Genomic DNA, 16,919 nt, shown 5'->3' with positions numbered 1-16,919 from the left:
CTTACTTACCGTGGAACATCTCGCCGAGCTCCCTGAAGACGGCCACTGCCGAGTACCTGCCCTGGAGCACGTCAGGTATCACCTTGAGGGGTGAGTACTCACCCTTGATGAGATGGCTGCCGACCTCCTTGAGGGACTGGCCTCTCATCACATCAAGCATGGGGCTGAATGATGCTTCACCCTGCTGGATTGGCTTGCCGAAGTTCTGAACGAAATCTTTTATCATTGTAATGACCTCCTTGCAGTTCTGTTATCCTTATTATCTCCCAAAAAATGCTTTTTGTAAAGGGAAGAAGGCCCCTTTTTTGTTACATTATCTTTGCTGAAATGTTAACAATTTAAGATGAATACATATTTTTGTGTTTATTTTATTGCCCCTCGGCAGGCTGGGGCTCTGACTCGCTGAGCTCATCGTTCCCCACATAATAGGCTTTTCTGAAGATTGCCGTGGCTTCCTGAACCCCTTCGATGCCTTTCTGGACAGTCTTTTCGTCATGCTCCTCGAAGCCTGTCATCAGAGTCACGACGGCATCGGCGAATTTCCCGTAGCCCTCCTCTATCATCACGAATCCCTTGGAGGCAAAGCCCCGCGCATCGTGGGGGAGGGCCTGGACTTTAGAGACAAGGCCCTGGAGGGGCGCGAGGGCTCCCTCGAGGCGTTTGTCGAAGTCCTCGATGGTGATGGAGCCTTCTCTGAGCTGTTCCACGGCCTCCTCGACAATCTCAAGAGGCCTGAATGAGGTCGTTTCCTTCTTTGTTCCGCCGGCCTGCTCGTCGGTGATGAAGACCTCTCCCATTGCCTCGCTCATGGAGAGATCCTCTGTCTGGGGAAGGAGTGCCTTGCACCAGTCGCACCGCAGGAGGGAAGGAGGGTTGTCTTCTCCGCACTTGATGCATTTCATGGGTTTCACCTCATTTCTCGTTATTGCCATGTATCTTTGTAATTCGACGGGGCTCTCCCTTTTCCCGTCATCCTTAGACGAGGTGTTGAAAATGTGCTATACTGTGGGAGACTATTCTATGAGAAGGAGCGGACCAATGAACCTGAAAATGATCCGTGCACTCTTTTTTCTCCCTGGCATGGCCCTGGCGGTGCTGTTTTATGCCGGGATTTGCGATGAGGCCCTCGCAGCCTCCCGGGACTACGGCACTTACACCAATGCCCGTTTCGGCTACTGCGTGGAGTACCCCGGAGGCCTCGTTGCCGGAGAAGCCCCGGTGAACAACGACGGGAGAACCTTCACCTCGAAAGACGGGAAGGTGAGCCTCACGGTGTACGGCTCCTTCAACGCCCTTGAGCGGACCATGCAGGAGTCATTTGCTTCATATCTTGAGGATTATAACAAGGAAGGGAAGAAAGTGACCTACAAGGCCGGCGGGGAAAAGTGGTTCGTCCTCTCAGGCCTTGACGGCGACAGGGTATTCTATATCAAGACAATCCGCCAGAAGGTTGACGAGAGCGATATCGACGCCACTTTCATTTTCTATTACCCCCGCAGCGAGAAGGCGAAGTACGACGCCATGACGGCAAGAATTGCGAAGACCTTCAAGTTTGTCTCGAAAGGCCTGTGAAGAGAGGCTGGGCACTATTCTCCCTGCAATCGAGATTATAGCTGGATAAACAAACCCTGCAGGCTGAAGAGGAGAATGTCGCCTGACCTCAGTCAGACCAATCGGCTTTCCCTGGCGCTTCGGTCTTATGGTGCCTTCTATTTCTCCCTGTAAGGTTTTCCCTCGCGATAAAGCTGAAGCCTTTTCTGGCAGTCAACCCTGTCGGCGTCAGTGAAGGTCTTGCTTTTGGACGTGAGAGCCCTGCTCTCCCACCGGACTGCTTCTCTGAAATCTCCTGTCTCCGCGTATGCCGCTGCCAGGGTATCCAGGAATGACCAGTTCTTCCATCCTTTAAGCTCGCAGGCTTTCGTGGCATAGGAGACTGCTTTCGCGCCGTTCCGGTGCTCCTTCTGCGGGCAGGTGGCCAATAGCCACGCGATTCTGTTGTAGCTCCCTGCATGGCCGGCATCCATTCCTATCACTTTGCTGAAGTCACTGAGCGACTGTCGATAACTTCCCGCAAGCTTATGGATCTGGCCGCGCTGGTAATAGCTGTCAGTGGATTCCGGATTCAGTTCGATGGCCTTGTCGAGGTCCCTGACGGCCTGTCCGTAATCCTTGAGGCAGGAATATGCAAGCCCGCGCCGGTAATAAGAATCGCCTTCAGCCGGATTGAGTTCGAGAGCCTTGTCGAAGTCATTGACGGCTTGCCTGTAATCCCCCATGCTCTGATAAGAAATCCCGCGGCTGTAGTAGGCATAGCTGTCAGCAGGATTCAGCGCAATAGCTTTGTTGTAATTCTTGATGGCCTGCCTTGAATCATTGAGTTCCTCGAATGAAATCCCGCGGCCATAATAAGCGTCGCCATATGATGGTTTCAGCGCAATGGTTTCGTCAAAGTCTCTGAGTGCCTGCTTGTTGTTGCCCAGGATCTGGAAGGCAAGTCCTCGGCGGTAATGGCTTTCCAAGGCATTTGGATTGAGTTCAATGGCTCTGTTGAAATCCTTGATTGCCTCCATATACTCCTCGAGAAAGTAGTAGCAGAGTCCGCGGGTCTCGTAAGAATTCGGATTCATTGGAACCAGCTTGATGGCCTTGCTGAAATCGCTGATGGCCAACCTGTATTCTTTGAGATTATAGTAAGACACACCGCGATCATAAGAGAAATAAAAATCTTCCGGATCCAGTTCAATAGCTTTGTTGAAGTCTGCTATGGACTGCCTGTACTCCCCCAGTTTCTCATGACAGCTGCCGCGATTGTAATAGTGGCAGGCAGTTCCCGGATCCAGTTCAATGGCTCTGTTGAAATCCCTGATTGCCTGCCTGTACTCCCCGAGAAAGTAGTAAGAGAGGCCGCGGTGCTTATAGGAATCCGGATTCCCTGGATCCCGCTCGATGGCTTTGTCGAAGTCCCTGAGTGCATGCCTGTAATCCTCCAGAGAGTAGTAAGAAAAGCCGCGCATGAAGGAGAGGGAGCCGTTTTCCGGATCTCTTTCGATCCGGGCGCTTAAGGCTTTGATTGCCGGGGCATAATTGCCGGATTGATACAGCCAGAGAGCCGACCAGGGCATGTAGGTAACCGAGGCAACGGTGACCATAAGGAGCAGGAGCAGCACCGCCCTGCAGAGGGCTTTATGGGCCTTCACGGTGAAAGCGCTGCCGGTGCAGCAGCCGAAGATAAGACCGGCAATGTGGGCGGCGTTTGCTACATTCCAGATATTGGTGGCAGTTAAAATCACGCAGAGCATAAGCCATCCCAGAAGCCACATAGTCGTCTGCTTATCGACGAGGCGCCGATAAAGGGGAATCTGGTGCCGGGTCGCAAGGATGTAGCCGAACATGGCATAGATCACGCCTGAGAAACCAATACCAGTCTCACCGGAAAAGGCGAGCTGGGCGCCGGAGCTTACTATGGCGGAGAAAATGATGAATATGAGGTATTTCATCCTTCCCATGGTCGGCTCAAGAAGAGCGCCGAAATCCTTAAGCCACCACATGTTGAATAATATGTGCCATAAGGCAAAATGGACGAAGGCAGAGGTGAGAAGGCCCCAGTATGCTCCTGACCAGATGGCATGACTGGAAGGCGCCAGGGCCTTCGCGACGAGAGCATGATAAGACGGGACCTGGCAGAAGAGAAAGATCACCGTGCATAATCCCATGAGTGCATAGGTGACCGAGGGCTCTGCATCAACGGGGGGAGAAAGCCCGGCACCCTTCATGCCGGGAGCTGGTCCCGAAGTCCGCTTAAGTGGTGATTCTTCCATGACAGCCCTTCCGTGGAGAAGCACTCCGTGCCCGGTCCAATTCAGGTTACTCTATACCATTCGCGGCATTCCCCCGTTCCTCCCCCCGGGAAGAATTCCCCGGGGGTGATGATGAGAGAGCTCCCGTGGAGGCACCAGAGGTGGTGGGCCATGCCGAGGGTGATTCTGTTGTGAAGCTTGTCGCTTCCCCCGTGTGAGCGGAAGATGATATGATGGGAATGAAGGTTGCGCCGGCACTTGCAGCCCGGAGCCTTGCTCCCGGCCCCCTGTCATAGTCCTGGCAACTCGGTTTCACCGGGATTCACGCGTTGATGACCCTGCTGCCGCGGAGGAAGATGAAGATGAGGCCGTGAGGCGCCGTGCCCCTGATGATGAGGTGCCCCTCGTGGACGCACCTCAGGTGGTGGGCCATGCAGAGGGTGATTCTGTTGTGAAGCTTGTCGCTTCCCCCGTGTGAGCGGAAGATGATATGATGGGAATGAAGGTTGCGCCGGCACTTGCAGCCGGGAGCCTGGCACTGGTAATTATCCCGGGCAAGGGTGCGGTGGTGGATGTCCCGTTTTTCCGGGAGGTCCCAGGCGGCAAGGAAAGCATCAAGGATGGCCTCCACGAAGAGGGCAAGCTGCTGACCGTCATCGACGGCCTCTTCCGGCCTGCCGGCGGCCCAGAGCCTCACTGCATGGTTCCAGAGAGGGACAATGTCTCTTTTGAGAAAGAAGCGGATGAGGGCGCCTCTCTCAGAGAGGTTTGATCCAAAGGTCCCCGCTTTGTGGGTCTCTCCCGAGAAGATTGACAGAATCTCGGGGAGCTCCGAATGCTCCCGGCCCCCGGTGACCTGCCAGATGACAGGGGTGAGCCCATCCTGGCGGGAGGGGGTCACAGGCTCGTGTGTACACATCTGGACTGCGGCGTCGGAACCCCTATCCCCACTGGGTTTCGTGCCATTTGAAGCAGGGGCGGGCACCCTCTTGACGGACCTCCCCGTGACGGCCACCTCGAAGGCCTCGGGATGGATGTCCCACTTCTTGTGGACAGCCCTTTTGGCGAAGCGGAGGAACGCCTCGACGGCAGCCATCAGGGTGGCCACCGGAACCTCCTGGGCGTAGGAGAGCCACGCTCCCTGGACGCGGATCCCCTCATTGAAGACCTTCGAGAGGTGCTTCGCCTGCTCGGGGGTGAGCTTCCCCTCCTGCACAAGGTCCAGCATATCGGGATACTCCAGATAACTCCTTTCCATTGAGATTAAGGAATAGGCGGTGCTGCGGGACATTCCGAGGCGCTCCCTGGTGTAATGGCCCAGGCTGAGGAAGAGCATGTCCTTGTAGAGGCCGAAATTGTTGAGAGTTCTGAGCAGGCGTCCCTGGTAGAAAGAGAGGGAGTGGCGCAGGGCCGCCATCTTCCGGAGGCGGGCGACTGTCTCGAAGGGATCGGCGGCAGGGAATCCCACCTGGGACTTATCAGGGGCCCCGATGGCGGTATCGGCATCGGAGCAGTGACTCCCGGGAACTTGAAACTCCTGGGGAAGCTCCACCGTGACGGGCTTCCAGGGCAGGAACTCCCAGAGGTGCGACACCTCTTCGAGGTCCTTGTGGACCTGCCGGGCAAGCTCCTTGTCCCGCTCGCCGAAGGGAGCCCCTTCATCGAGGGAGCCGATGGCTTCTGCCAGGGCGACAAGGAGAGGGGCTTTCTCCCCGATGGCGGAATCGGCGCCTCTCTCCCCGGTGCCGGAAGCATCAATGCCATTTTGAGAATGTGCCCCATTGCCGCGGGTGGCGCAGTCGCCATGGGAGGCCTCAATGCACTGGGAGCCTTTCCCCTGCTGACGGCAGAGAGAAGCACCCGCAGCCCCTTGAGCCCCCGGTTTCCCTGTCCCGGAATCGGAATCCTCCGGTGCCTGCACCGTGGTGCCCTGTACACCGATACCCTCAAGCGGCGCCGAAGCGACAAACTCCGCAAGAAGGGCCTCCACGAAGCTCTCCGAAGGGAGCTCTGCCTCCTCCATCCTGCGGAAGACTTCGAGGGCCCTGTCCCATTTCGCGGCAACGGAAAAAGGAACCCGCGCGCTCACCGCGAGGCTCCCTGTGTCCTCTTCATCGTCATCCCCGGCGGCGAATGCATTGATATCACTCCCACCGGCTTTAAAACTCTTCACCTCCTCTTCAATTTCTCTTATGGTGGAGTGCATGGCTCTTGAGAGCCACTCCGCCTCGGTCTCGGGCGTCACGACCTGGAAGAGATACCGCAGCGCGCTTTTGCGCAGAAGCCCCTTTTCAAGAGCTTCCCTGATGAGGGGGAGCTTCTGAATGGCCTTCGCGTTCCGCATCAGCTCGTAGCCGCTCCTGGAAGAGATGCCCAGCTCTTCTCGCACAAAGTCGGACACTCTCACATAGCCAAGCCTCTCGAGCTTCCCGTCAAGGAAGAGAAGAGCCTCCCCGATGAGGAGATCGAGCCTGACCCCGGCAGAAGAGAGGCACCAGAGGTTCCAGTCCAGGACCTCGGCGGTGAGATCGCGGAATATGTGCCGGCAATTCGAGCGCGAGAGCACCTCATCGGCGCCGTACGTGACCAGCGGGAGGCCGGGGCAAGCCTTGAAGACCTGCCCGCCCTCCATGGCGGCCTCGTAGCCGGGATACTCGCGGATCACCGCAGGAGAAGGCTTCCCAGCCGGGGCGACCTGAAGAGCCTGGGTGGCCGATGGGGCCTCCCGGTGCGGGACCTCCCTGAGGTGCGCGCCTGATGCCGTGTTCACAAAAAGTTCTCCTTTCAATTTTGACTTATGCCTGGGATACCCATGTATCTCTAATAATATTATACCCCATAAAAAAGAGAAAGTCAAAAGAATAGACAGCTTAAAAGCTTGTAGTGATAGGGTTTTCAAGCCATCGCTGTATGGGCCCTGGAGGCACGGAATGCCCCTTTTTACGTTTTTTCTGCTCAACCCGCATGAAAGTCCCGCCTGCGAAGAGATAGAGCCCCCTGCGGAGGGGCGGAGAGGAATGGATGGAAGTGGGATAGTGAGAAAAATATTTTCAAGCCTGCAAAGCCGTGCATTGAGTTCTGTATAGTCTAAAGATCCGGGAGAATGGCCCCTGGCCTCACGGTGCACCAAGAGCTCTCTCGGGATGGTCAAATCCTTCTTCCAATGACAGAATTCCCATTTACTCAGTAAAGATTCTCTTCGGATTCTCGACGGTCATGATTCTGATTGCCTCATCGCTGATGCCGCGCTTTTTCATCTCCGGAATAATCTGGGCAGGCAGATAGGTATAGCTCCAGTGCTCCGCCCCTTCTTTGAAGCAGAATTCGGGAGTCCAATCAATATAACAGCAGTAGTCGTGTGAGAGCAGGATTTTATCGGTATGGCCGCGTTTCACCAGTTCAATCACCGTGGCGATCCTTTTTTCAACGGGAAGAACCATGTCAAGCCCGAAACGGTCCAGGCCGACATAGCTTCCGCGCTTCAATATCGCTTCCAGGTACTCGATATCGTCGGTATCCCCGCTATGGCCTATCACCACCCTTGCAGGATCCACTTTTTCCGCAAGAAACACGTCCTGCTGCATGAGGCCCGTCATGCGGGAGGGACATGAATGGGTTATCAGGGGAAGGTCTGTCGCCCTGGCCAATCGTGCCGAGGTTTTCAGGAGCTTGAAGTTGACAGGGGTCATCCCCGGGAAGTCCGTCGCCGCCTTGATGACTCCCGGCTTTATATCCGTGCCCTGGATTCCATGATTGATCTCGCGGAGAAGCTTCTCCATCAGGGCTTCGATTCCCCAGCCGTCCATCCAGGGCTCGTCGTACCAGTAAAATCCCGTGGAGGCGATTATCTGCACTCCTGATTTTTCGGAAGCCTCTTTTATCACGGAAATATCCCGTCCCAGGTTTATCGGGGTAGCGTCCACAATAGTCCTGACGCCCTTCTGCCGCGCTTCTGATAATTCATTGACTACTTTCCTGATAAACCCGTCCCTCGCGAACCAGTCGGGAAATGAATATCGCATAAAGCTGTCTATGACCATAACATGCTCATGCATCAGGGTAAAGCCCAGATCATCTGTGCTTATCTCTCCGCATACGCTGTTGATTTTTTTCATGGTGCTTATTTCTTCTCCAGTGGCTCAGTCTCTGTAATGGATTTCATCTTCGGCTTCCCTGAGTCCGGCAATAAATTCAGGCCTGAGCTGGCTCACATTCTCCATGGGCATCACCACCGCAATCCCTTGCTGCTCAAGATAGCCTTCAACGGCCTCAAGCACTTTTTCAGCCCCGTCATCGGGAAGCTGTTTTACAAGATAGACAAGCCTTTCGATTATCTCAATCTTATCCATGAGAGCACCGCCTTTTGTGCCATTTTGAGCGGGAATAATATCATGCTGTGATCAGAATTTTCCCAGAAAGTGTCTAAAATTCCTTCCCCGGGGAATAACCCTCCATGAAGAAGAGAGGAGGCGCTTACCATGGAACGTTCCTTCAGTCCCCCGAGAAAACGGCGGCCTGAGCAGTCGATGCCTTTTTACATCCTTTTTCCCTCCCTGGTCACGGGGACCATCGGCCTTCTGTACCTGCTTCTATTTCTGCTCGCCGTCGTAGAAGCTCTCGACGAAATCTCGCAGATTGTCCCCTCCCTGATGCTCCTTGCCCTGTCGGGGATGGCGGCCCTGGCCGCCTGGGGCATCGTGCGGGAGAAAAACTGGGCGGGGAAAATGCTCCTGATATTTTTCGCGGCCTTTATCGCGGTCTTTGCCGTCGGGTTTATGGATAATGGCTATGGAGTATTCTATTCCATCAATTTCATCGAGTTTGTTCCTTTCGCACTAATGGCTCTGGCGGCAGCAACTGCAGTATGCCTCATCGGCAGATGGAAAGCGGCGAGGTTGAGTCGGCTCAGGCCAAAAGCGGCTGCAGAATCCCAGGCGGCTGCGGCCTGCCCACGCAAGGGCGAGGTGCTCCGCGGCCGTTATGAGATTGCCGGGGAGCTTGGCCGCGGCGCAATGGGCTCCGTATATCTCGTCAAGGATCTCACCTTTCCTTCCCAGGATGTCCGGTGGGTTCTCAAGGAGATAGAGCTCCGGGGCCTTACCCTTGAAGAGCGCGCCGAGGCGGAAGAGCTCTTCAGGAAAGAGTGCGCCCTTCTCAAGAGCCTCAACCATCTGGCCATTCCCAAGCTCATCGAGCATTTCTCTGACAGTGAAGGCCTGGCCCTTGTCATGGAGTATATCGAGGGGAAAAGCCTTGAGCATGCGCTGAAGGAGTCCGGGAAGCCCTTTGAGGCCGAGCGGGTCGTTGAGATTGCAGGAGAGCTTGCCGCCATTCTCCAGTATCTCCACAGCCAGGTTCCCGCTCCGCTGATTTTCCGCGACCTCAAGCCATCCAACATCATGATAACGGGGAAGGGGAGGCTCCGCCTCATTGACTTCGGGATAGCGCGGAACTTTGATCCGGCGAAGCAGAAGGACACCCTTGTATATGGCACCCCAGGCTTTTCGCCGCCCGAGCAGTACGGCCTCGGCCAGACCGACGAGCGCTCTGACCTCTATGCTCTCGGCGCCACTCTCTATTACCTGCTCACCGAAGAAGATCCTCAGCAGTTCAATTTCAAGTTCCCTTCCCTCAGGAGCCTCCAGATCTCTGTGCCGGCAAAGCTTGAAGCGCTTCTGATGAAGTGCCTCAGCCGTGACAGGGATGAGCGCCCGCCCTCGGCAGCCTCCATCACCGCCGAGCTGGAGAGGATAAAAGAGGGAATGGCAGCCTTCCAGGCGGCACAGGGCCGGGATCTCTGGGTTGGCCTCTATTTCATCGCCGCCGTGGCCCTCAATTTTATCTCCCTTCCCGGGTCGAGGGGCCGCGGATACGAGATGCTGGTATTTCCCCTCGTAGCTTTTCTGTTTATCATCGTGGGAGCTTTCGTGCTCATATACCGGCACTGGAAGAGGAAGAGGGGGCCTTATGCAGCTCCCGATCTTATCGCCAGGATGGGAAATGCCATCCTCTCCTGGGGCTCATCGCTGGAAGCGAGGCTCCAGGGAGCTCCAGCCCATGGGAAAGGAAGGTAGCGCCATGAAAAAGGTAATGATCTTCTCATCGGTCCTTGTTATGCTTGCAATCCTCACCGCGAAGCCGGGCTTTGCCTGATGGACCCCTCCGGGGGTGCTCCTCCCCGTTTACCCCGTGTGGGTCATCGCCGCAATTTCCGCGCTCCTTGTGGTGAACTATCTGCTGCTCTATCACAAGCTCTATTTCATGATAGACTGCGCCATGGTGACTTTTCTCGGGTTCTTCTCGCTCTTCGGCGATAGGGCGGACCTGGGCTCTTACTATCTGGCGAAGCCGCTGCTGGATGCCTTTTACCTGCTGCTCATCTTCGCATCGATGCGCCTTCTGAACCGCAGGGAGTTTCTCCGCTTCTTTTCAGGCGGCCTGATGCTGAGGAGCAGGGTGGTTCTTGCCGCTTCGCTCCTCTTCACGATGTCACTCTGGTATGCGGTCTACGCGCTGCCGGAGCCCATGGTGATCCCCGGTCTCTCGACATTGAGATCGAATCTCAAGAATATCGGCACTTCCCTTGAGATGTATTCAACTGACCACAAGGGCTATTACCCTGAAAAACTCGAGGATGTCACCCCTGAATATCTCAGGCAGCTTCCTCCCGCAGGCTACAGCTATGACAAGGAGACAAAGAAATACTATTTTGACAGGTACGGCACGGACCTGTCTTATGGTTATGAAGTTGACAACAGGACCTTCAATTACACCGTATCGGTCTCTGTTCCCGGTACTTATGGAACCAAGGGACAATACGGGGTGCGATATAGTTCGATTGATGGCCTCACTGAAGACGGGCCATGACCCATGGCATGGCATTTTCTGCCCGCCCGATTCTGACAGGCTCCGGCTTCTCCATAGGGGAAGCCTTTTTTGCCTTCTGCCCGGCACAGATTTCTGTGACAGGGAAGCTTAGAGATCTTTTTTGGGATATGACAACACGAAAAACTGTTACCATTTTAAAATGTTAACATAATGGAAAATAAAATGTAACATCCCTGTAACCATTTTCTCTTTACATTCGGGCCATGATAAGCGATAATGGAGGTAAGAAAATCCGTAAGGAGGGATCCGATATGCCACTGCCAGCAGTAGCAATAGTAATCGTAGGATTAGGCGCAGCCACCAGTCTTGGAACGACCTACATGGTGACCAAGCAGCAGGAAAAGGCCCGCGAGTCCAACATGGAGATGATGAGGATGATGAAGGAGGAGAACGAGATGCGCTCCGCGCAGATGATGCAGTTCCTCCAGTATCAGAGTGCCATGAACATGCAGAAGAAGCAGCAGATGGCCGCGTTCCTCAAGCAGACAGGCTATGGGGATTTTGCGGCTCAGTGCCTCCTGATGACCTGCCAGCCCCAGGGCGGCCAGTACAATGCGGGCCAGCAGATGCAGTTTCCTCGATAAGAAAGAAGAGCGTTTATGTTGTGCGTAAAATGCGGTACCATCAATCCGCCGGGGACCAAGTACTGTGAAAGCTGCAATGCGGTAATTATCGCCGGCGCCTCGGGCGAAGCGCCAGCGGCTGTTGTTGACGTGGAAGAAGGGCAGGCATATCTTTCCCCCGAGAAGAACTATGACTGCCCCTGGTTTGCAGAGCTGGTCTTTATCATTCACCTTTACCTCAAGGATGAGGCAGACATCGAGGAAGTGCTCGACGTCTATGAGAGTATCCTGAAGTACTACGAGGGCTTCAACAGCGCCGAGATCCCCGGCTTCATGGGCGAATTGGACAAGTGGCGCCACGATGAGCTGGGAAGAGAATACTCCCGCCAGATGACTTACCTCATCACCAAGGGCTTTCAGCTTATCGGCGAGGGTCTTCAGGAAATGAAGGCTTTCCTGGCGAGCAAGGAGGACCGTGAGAGCTTGAGCGCCGGCCTCACAAAGATACAGGAGGGCGTGAACAACGTTGGGCTTGCCCAGGAGTTCCTCGTGCTCCACCGCACCATCATGGAAGAAGAGATGGCAAGGCGCCAGATGCAGTCAAGAGCTGAGGAGTTCAGCGCAAAAATCGCGGCGAAGCAGCCTGCGGCTCAGGGAGAGGCCGAGTAGCACCGGACAATGAAAAGGGGCAGTCTTCATAAGAGGGAGCTGTCCCTTTTTTCATGGATTTTCTCATTCCTCTGTCCATCGTGATCACCCCCTGGTACGGTTTTATCGTGCCCTGTTCTGAGCATGATACTGCCGCAGAAGGGGGATTCCTCCAGGCCCTGTATCTGGAGAGCTGTTCCAGGATAAATCCTCGGGATTTTATGAAGGATTGGGCGCCGCTGCATAGAAGAGATGGATTCCAATGCTCACAGGCTTACGGAGAGTCCGCACGGTGAAGAACGGGAAATCCCCATCAATCAACACAGGAAGGATCCTTCCTGTCCTTTTCTGCATCCTGGCCGCAGTGGCTCTCTTCAATCTTACCGAGCCCGGGGGACGGGTCATTCTGAATGATCTCTGGCCGGGCATCTCCTCTGAGGCGCCATCGATGCCCGAGCTCATGGTTTCCGTCACTCCCTTAGATGATACCCGTTATTTCATTGCCAACTATGGTTCGATATACCTCTATGAAAGCGACAGGCAAGAGCTCTCACTGATGAAGCCCCTCGGGGATTTTCCCTATAACCCCACGGGCGTCTTCTTCCTGAGGGAGAAAAACCTGCTCTTCGTGGCGAATTACACGGCTAACAACATACTGGTCTTTGACGCGGACCTGGATGAAAAAACGCTCAGCCTCCGCGGTCCTGCAATTTCCTCACCCCGCACGGTATCGCCTGAAAATGTCTGGGTGAGCAGCGACGGGGCTTTTCTCGTGTGCGCCAACTATGATGGCAACAGCGCAACGGCCTTTGACATCGCTGCCGTCCCTGCCAGGGAGCTCTGGAGTACCCCCATTGAATGGGCTCACGGGGTATGCATGGCGGGAGGGCATGTTTATGTGACGGGCCTTGGGGCGAGGTCCATCTTTGAGCTTGACCCTTCTTCAGGCAGGATCCAGAGGACTTCAGGTCACATAGGCTGGGATGCCGGGAAGACCGAATTCCTCTGGCCCACGTCGGTGAACCCTTTTCCCGGCGACAGGCTCATAGTGAGCGATGCACACAATGGCTTCGTGACTGTCGTGAACCGCAGGTCCCTCAAGGTGGAACGCTATTTCGGCGGGAACGGCCCCTCCTTCAGGTTTTTCAATATGCCTTACTGCGCCATTGAAAACAGGGGAAAGCTCATTGTGCTCTCTACCTTCCAGAAGCGCATACTCACCGGCGACAGTTCCACCTTCATGTTCGGGGGGATGCTCATGGAGTCCGGCAGGACCTGGCAGTACCTCAGGAATTCAGGGAATCCGTCCATAAAGAGGCTGGGCGAGGGAAGAGAGGAATATGTGTGGGAAAAGGGCCCTCACCTCGAGCTATGCGGCGGCGCCTATCTCATGGGCAAGGGATGGCTCTTCCCCCGGGAAAGAAACCAGAGAATCCCTCCCCTTATCGCCCAGGACAACGGCTCCCTCTTTAACAACCAGGAGATGCTTTATTTCCTTGACAGGGTGGTGACCGACGAGGGTTTTCTCCTCTTTTCACCGCAGTCCCGGCGTGCCTATCTCGTGGCATACGGGGACACTGCCTACCTCCTGCCCTGCTCCATAAGCCTTGATTCGTGGCGCATAGGGAACGACCTTGCAGGACCCGGGGGCTTCTGCAAGGTGAAGGCAATAGCCAGGGAAGGGAAGAGGCTCCTGGAGGAAATAAAGGCGAGAAGGCTTCCCTCAGGTCTTCTTGCCAGGGAAGATCTGCACCGCATAGTATTTCCCTCTTACGCTGATGAGGAATTCCAGAGACGGTTCAGCGCCGCCTTCAGGACTGCGGCCGGCAAGGAGTTTTACAGGGCCTTTTCTTCCTCACAGGCCGCCACTGAACTGAAGGCAATGGCTCAGCGTTATTACAGGGATGCCCTGCAAGAAAAGCAGCTTCCCCTTGATGAATTCCTCCTCGTGGGGATGCTCACCGGTTATGATTCAGGCAAGGTGCTGAAATGAAGGACTGGAAGAAGATCCTGTTCCGCATGGCGGCAAGCCTCTTTATGATTGCGCTTGCCCTGGAGATTTTCCTGCGCATCTATAATCCCTTCCCCTTCAGGGTGAAGGGCGACAAGATTGTGCTTCCGGTGAACAGGAAGTACCTGATCCGCAATGCAAAGAGCCCCAGGCTGGACAGGGAGATAACCCACACCAAGAACTCCATAGGGTTCAGGGGTGATGAGCCCCCTGCCGATCCCTCGAAGGCGCTCTCCCTTATCACTGTGGGGGGCAGCACGACAGAGTGCTTTTTTCTCTCTGACGGGAAAACATGGCCCGATCTCCTTGGCACGCGCATGAAACAGGACTTCCGCGAGGTCTGGCTCAACAACGCAGGCCTTGACGGCCATTCCACCTTCGGGCACCAGGTCCTCCTGGAGGATTATCTCTGTAAAATCAGGCCCCGCATGGTGGTTTTCCTCGTGGGGGGCAATGATGTGGGCCGCGATGACCTGAGCGAATATGACCGTCACAACCTGAAAAAGGATGAAAAAGATGATTTCAGCGCGATGCTTGATAAAGTGCTGGAGAAGAGTGAGATCGTGCTGCTCTCAATGAACCTGGAGAGAGTTTACAATGCGCAGAAGAAGGACCTTGCCCACAAGAGCATTGATATCTCGACCCTGGAAAGCCTTGATATCCCCGAAGAGACTGTCGCCCGTGAAGTGGCGCGCCACAGGGAGCGTCATATCCCGGCTTACCGCGCAAGGCTGCTCAGGCTCATCGAGACATCAAGAGCCTGCGGTATCGAGCCCCTTTTCCTCACGCAGCCTGCTCTTTACGGAAAGGGCACCGATCAAGCCACAGGCGTGAGCCTTGAGACCTTGAAAGTCTATGAGGGCTCAAGCGGAAAGCTTGAATGGAGTATCCTTGAGGCTTACAACGAGGCGACGAGAGAGGTCTGCCGGGAGAAGGGGGTCAACTTTATCGATCTCGCCGGGAAAATGCCAAAAAACTCGGCCTATTACTATGATTATATTCATTTCACCAACGCCGGCGCTGCGAAAGTTGCCGACATTGTGTACGATGCCCTGAAGCCGCACCTGAGAGAGAAATATGGCCAGTATGCCCGTTGAGTGACGGCTGCTCCTGACGGGGTCATGCATGGAGGCGCCTAGAAAAGGTTGTAGGTAAAAGGCGCCTGTGACCCCCCCCGTGAGAAGATGATGAGCAGAATCACCACAATGATGAGGGCGACAAGGGGGATCAGGATCCACTTCTTGTTCTTTTTCAGAAACTCCATGTACTCTTTGAAAAAATCTCCCATAGGGCACCACCTTGCAGAGGGTATGATGGTATTCCATGTGCCCCCGGGAAATACCTTTCACTGCCGGTTTTCTGATGCAAGGGCGGGAGGCTAGAAAATTTACGATATGTCGTGATAATTCTTAGAGGGGGAAAAGGGGTATCTTATTGCAGGCAGGTATAATAGAACTTTAAGCCTGGGGGTGCGTGATGAAGGGAGAGGAACGGGGCATTGAGAGCACTGGTGAGATCAGTGCCTCTTTGCGGAGGGCAGATAAAGCATATAACCGGGGCGCCGGGGAAAGCCGTATAAGCTCCCTCTCAGAGAGCATAAGGCCTGAAACCGATTTCTCCGCGCTTCCTTCAGGTGGGCCGCGGGAAGTCTATCTCAGTGGAATCCGCGACAGCCTTGACCTCTCGCTGGAGGCCTATATAAGCTTCACTACAAGGGAGAAGATGGGCAGCCTTCTTGAAAACCTCGGCGCATTGAGGTCTGTGGAAGAATCCCCCGATGAAGCTCAAAACCGTGAAGTACTCCCGGGCAGGCAGGAACCCCCCGGTGAAGAGCAGGCCCGTGAGTCATCGGCCCGAAGCTGGGATATCCGGAAGGAATCTGATTTCTCCGCCTCCGCGTCCAAATCCACAGCGGCAATGTCATTCCCCCCCTCAATGGAGCCCTATGGCACTGATGGGCTTTCAGATGATGCCCGCACAGAGCTCATCAGGAAGGCGAAGGAAGATATAAAAAGCCTTCAAGCCCAGGGAAAAACTGAAAAGCTTCCCGGTGAGGAAGCTCCTGCCTCACACCAGGCAGCAGGTGGCAAAGCTGCCGGTGAGGAGAGCGGAATCAACAGGCTCCTGCCTCTTCTTCATCAGATCATATACCAGGGCCAGAAAAGCAATGAAGAGCCCATGCCGTCAGAGAAGGCTCTCGGGGCTGACTCAGCCTCTCTGCAGCCATCCGGTGAAAATGAAACAAAGCCGGAAAAAGAGGGTATCCAGGAAAAGAAGCTCACTGCGCCCGCCGAAGCGAGAAGAGCTTCTCAATCAGATGATGGTCACGTCCTGCAAAAAGCCAGTGAAGAGCCTGCCAGGCGTTCATGTGAGGAAGAAAAGCCGAAAGCTCCCCTGAAGCTCTCTCTGGGTTCAAAGGAGCAAGGAAGCGGTAAGCCGGGGGAATCCCTGGAGCAGCATGAAGCTTCGCAGGTGAGCCCTGCCAGTGATGATTCCCACGGTCATGGCAGACATGGCAAGGCCCATGGAAAAGGCCACGGCCACCACGAAGGCCCTGGAGAGGCTGTCAGCCACGACAGGAAGGGCGGCCGGGAAGCCGTGCATGAGGGTGCATACATGGGCACCACTGAAGGAACCGGGCAGAAAAAAAGTGATATCGAGAAACCCGGGGACAGGATTGACAGTGGTACAGAGAGGACATGCGATAAGGCGGAAAGCGGCGTGGAGGGTCTGGGACTCTGGACAGAGAGGGATATAGGGAAGCTCGGGGACAAGGTTGACAGGGACATAGAGAGTATAGGAGCCAGGACAGAGAGAGATATAGAGAAGCTCGGGGACAAGATTGACAGGGATATTGAGAATATAGGAGCCAGGACAGAGAGGGATATAGGGAAGCTCGGGGACAAGGTTGACAGGGACATAGAGAGTATAGGAGCCAGGACAGAGAGAGATATAGAGAAGCTCGGGGACAAGATTGACAGGGATATTGAGAATATAGGAGCCAGGACAGAG

Annotated in this window: 15 protein-coding genes; 8 read left to right on the top strand and 7 right to left on the bottom strand. The window is 55.1% G+C overall.

The annotated features are described in order from the left end of the window. Position 1 precedes the first annotated feature (1 nt). Complete coding sequence (locus tag RDV48_12450) at positions 2 to 226, bottom strand: hypothetical protein (GenBank protein ID MDQ7823601.1); 225 nt, start codon at positions 224 to 226, stop codon at positions 2 to 4. A 142-nt stretch (positions 227 to 368) separates the two neighbouring features. Further along, positions 369 to 902 (bottom strand): hypothetical protein, encoded by a 534-nt coding sequence (locus tag RDV48_12445; GenBank protein ID MDQ7823600.1) that lies wholly within the window; start codon positions 900 to 902, stop codon positions 369 to 371. 136 nt (positions 903 to 1,038) lie between these two features. Between RDV48_12445 and RDV48_12440 the strand changes: the two genes are divergently transcribed. After that, positions 1,039 to 1,572, top strand: a complete 534-nt coding sequence (locus tag RDV48_12440) for a hypothetical protein (protein ID MDQ7823599.1) — start codon at positions 1,039 to 1,041, stop codon at positions 1,570 to 1,572. 137 nt (positions 1,573 to 1,709) lie between these two features. Here the strand turns inward: RDV48_12440 and RDV48_12435 are convergent, their stop codons facing one another. The 4 genes from RDV48_12435 to RDV48_12420 form a co-directional block, all read right to left on the bottom strand. Beyond that, complete coding sequence (locus tag RDV48_12435) at positions 1,710 to 3,818, bottom strand: rhomboid family intramembrane serine protease (GenBank protein MDQ7823598.1); 2,109 nt, start codon at positions 3,816 to 3,818, stop codon at positions 1,710 to 1,712. Between the two features lie 301 nt (positions 3,819 to 4,119). Then, complete coding sequence (locus RDV48_12430) at positions 4,120 to 6,567, bottom strand: hypothetical protein (GenBank protein ID MDQ7823597.1); 2,448 nt, start codon at positions 6,565 to 6,567, stop codon at positions 4,120 to 4,122. 409 nt (positions 6,568 to 6,976) lie between these two features. Beyond that, positions 6,977 to 7,912, bottom strand: a complete 936-nt coding sequence (locus RDV48_12425) for a phosphotriesterase (protein MDQ7823596.1) — start codon at positions 7,910 to 7,912, stop codon at positions 6,977 to 6,979. Between the two features lie 24 nt (positions 7,913 to 7,936). Beyond that, the gene (locus RDV48_12420) at positions 7,937 to 8,146 is read right to left on the bottom strand and encodes a hypothetical protein (protein MDQ7823595.1); all 210 of its coding nucleotides are present in this window, start codon (positions 8,144 to 8,146) and stop codon (positions 7,937 to 7,939) included. 129 nt (positions 8,147 to 8,275) lie between these two features. Here RDV48_12420 and RDV48_12415 point away from each other — a divergent pair, with 129 nt between their 5' ends. The 6 genes from RDV48_12415 to RDV48_12390 all read left to right on the top strand — a co-directional run bounded on the left by RDV48_12415 (position 8,276) and on the right by RDV48_12390 (position 15,004). After that, complete coding sequence (locus tag RDV48_12415) at positions 8,276 to 9,871, top strand: serine/threonine-protein kinase (protein MDQ7823594.1); 1,596 nt, start codon at positions 8,276 to 8,278, stop codon at positions 9,869 to 9,871. A 94-nt stretch (positions 9,872 to 9,965) separates the two neighbouring features. Then, positions 9,966 to 10,664 carry a hypothetical protein gene (locus RDV48_12410; GenBank protein ID MDQ7823593.1) on the top strand — a complete coding sequence of 233 codons (699 nt, stop codon included), beginning with the start codon at positions 9,966 to 9,968 and terminating at the stop codon, positions 10,662 to 10,664. A 272-nt stretch (positions 10,665 to 10,936) separates the two neighbouring features. Continuing rightward, positions 10,937 to 11,269 carry a hypothetical protein gene (locus tag RDV48_12405; GenBank protein MDQ7823592.1) on the top strand — a complete coding sequence of 111 codons (333 nt, stop codon included), beginning with the start codon at positions 10,937 to 10,939 and terminating at the stop codon, positions 11,267 to 11,269. Between the two features lie 15 nt (positions 11,270 to 11,284). Continuing rightward, entirely contained in the window at positions 11,285 to 11,917 is a 633-nt protein-coding gene (locus RDV48_12400; protein MDQ7823591.1) for a zinc ribbon domain-containing protein, read from the top strand. A gap of 241 nt (positions 11,918 to 12,158) precedes the next feature. Continuing rightward, the gene (locus tag RDV48_12395) at positions 12,159 to 13,889 is read left to right on the top strand and encodes a hypothetical protein (protein MDQ7823590.1); all 1,731 of its coding nucleotides are present in this window, start codon (positions 12,159 to 12,161) and stop codon (positions 13,887 to 13,889) included. Continuing rightward, the gene (locus RDV48_12390; GenBank protein MDQ7823589.1) at positions 13,886 to 15,004 is read left to right on the top strand and encodes an SGNH/GDSL hydrolase family protein; all 1,119 of its coding nucleotides are present in this window, start codon (positions 13,886 to 13,888) and stop codon (positions 15,002 to 15,004) included. The genes RDV48_12395 and RDV48_12390 overlap by 4 nt, the downstream gene beginning before the upstream one ends. Positions 15,005 to 15,042: 38 nt before the next feature. On the opposite strand, the gene RDV48_12385 is transcribed toward RDV48_12390, so the two are convergent. Continuing rightward, positions 15,043 to 15,195 carry a DUF5989 family protein gene (locus RDV48_12385; protein ID MDQ7823588.1) on the bottom strand — a complete coding sequence of 51 codons (153 nt, stop codon included), beginning with the start codon at positions 15,193 to 15,195 and terminating at the stop codon, positions 15,043 to 15,045. A 188-nt stretch (positions 15,196 to 15,383) separates the two neighbouring features. On the opposite strand from RDV48_12385, the gene RDV48_12380 reads away from it, so the two are divergent. Continuing rightward, the coding region (locus tag RDV48_12380) for a hypothetical protein (GenBank protein MDQ7823587.1) at positions 15,384 to 16,919 on the top strand (1,536 nt) is incomplete at its 3' end.

The organism is Candidatus Eremiobacterota bacterium, from assembly GCA_031082125.1.
In the GTDB taxonomy this organism is placed as follows: Bacteria; Vulcanimicrobiota; CADAWZ01; order CADAWZ01; family Ess09-12; genus Ess09-12.
Note: the sequence above shows the minus strand (reverse complement) of the source record. Positions and strands in the feature narration are given on the sequence as shown.

Coding starts and splice junctions, on each gene's coding strand:
- RDV48_12415 (MDQ7823594.1), top strand. CDS start 8,276: ATGGAACGTTCCTTCAGTCCCCCGAGAAAACGGCGGCCTGAGCAGTCG.
- RDV48_12425 (MDQ7823596.1), bottom strand. CDS start 7,912: ATGAAAAAAATCAACAGCGTATGCGGAGAGATAAGCACAGATGATCTG.
- RDV48_12420 (MDQ7823595.1), bottom strand. CDS start 8,146: ATGGATAAGATTGAGATAATCGAAAGGCTTGTCTATCTTGTAAAACAG.
- RDV48_12435 (MDQ7823598.1), bottom strand. CDS start 3,818: ATGGAAGAATCACCACTTAAGCGGACTTCGGGACCAGCTCCCGGCATG.
- RDV48_12400 (MDQ7823591.1), top strand. CDS start 11,285: ATGTTGTGCGTAAAATGCGGTACCATCAATCCGCCGGGGACCAAGTAC.
- RDV48_12450 (MDQ7823601.1), bottom strand. CDS start 226: ATGATAAAAGATTTCGTTCAGAACTTCGGCAAGCCAATCCAGCAGGGT.
- RDV48_12440 (MDQ7823599.1), top strand. CDS start 1,039: ATGAACCTGAAAATGATCCGTGCACTCTTTTTTCTCCCTGGCATGGCC.
- RDV48_12445 (MDQ7823600.1), bottom strand. CDS start 902: ATGAAATGCATCAAGTGCGGAGAAGACAACCCTCCTTCCCTCCTGCGG.
- RDV48_12385 (MDQ7823588.1), bottom strand. CDS start 15,195: ATGGGAGATTTTTTCAAAGAGTACATGGAGTTTCTGAAAAAGAACAAG.
- RDV48_12395 (MDQ7823590.1), top strand. CDS start 12,159: ATGCTCACAGGCTTACGGAGAGTCCGCACGGTGAAGAACGGGAAATCC.
- RDV48_12390 (MDQ7823589.1), top strand. CDS start 13,886: ATGAAGGACTGGAAGAAGATCCTGTTCCGCATGGCGGCAAGCCTCTTT.
- RDV48_12405 (MDQ7823592.1), top strand. CDS start 10,937: ATGCCACTGCCAGCAGTAGCAATAGTAATCGTAGGATTAGGCGCAGCC.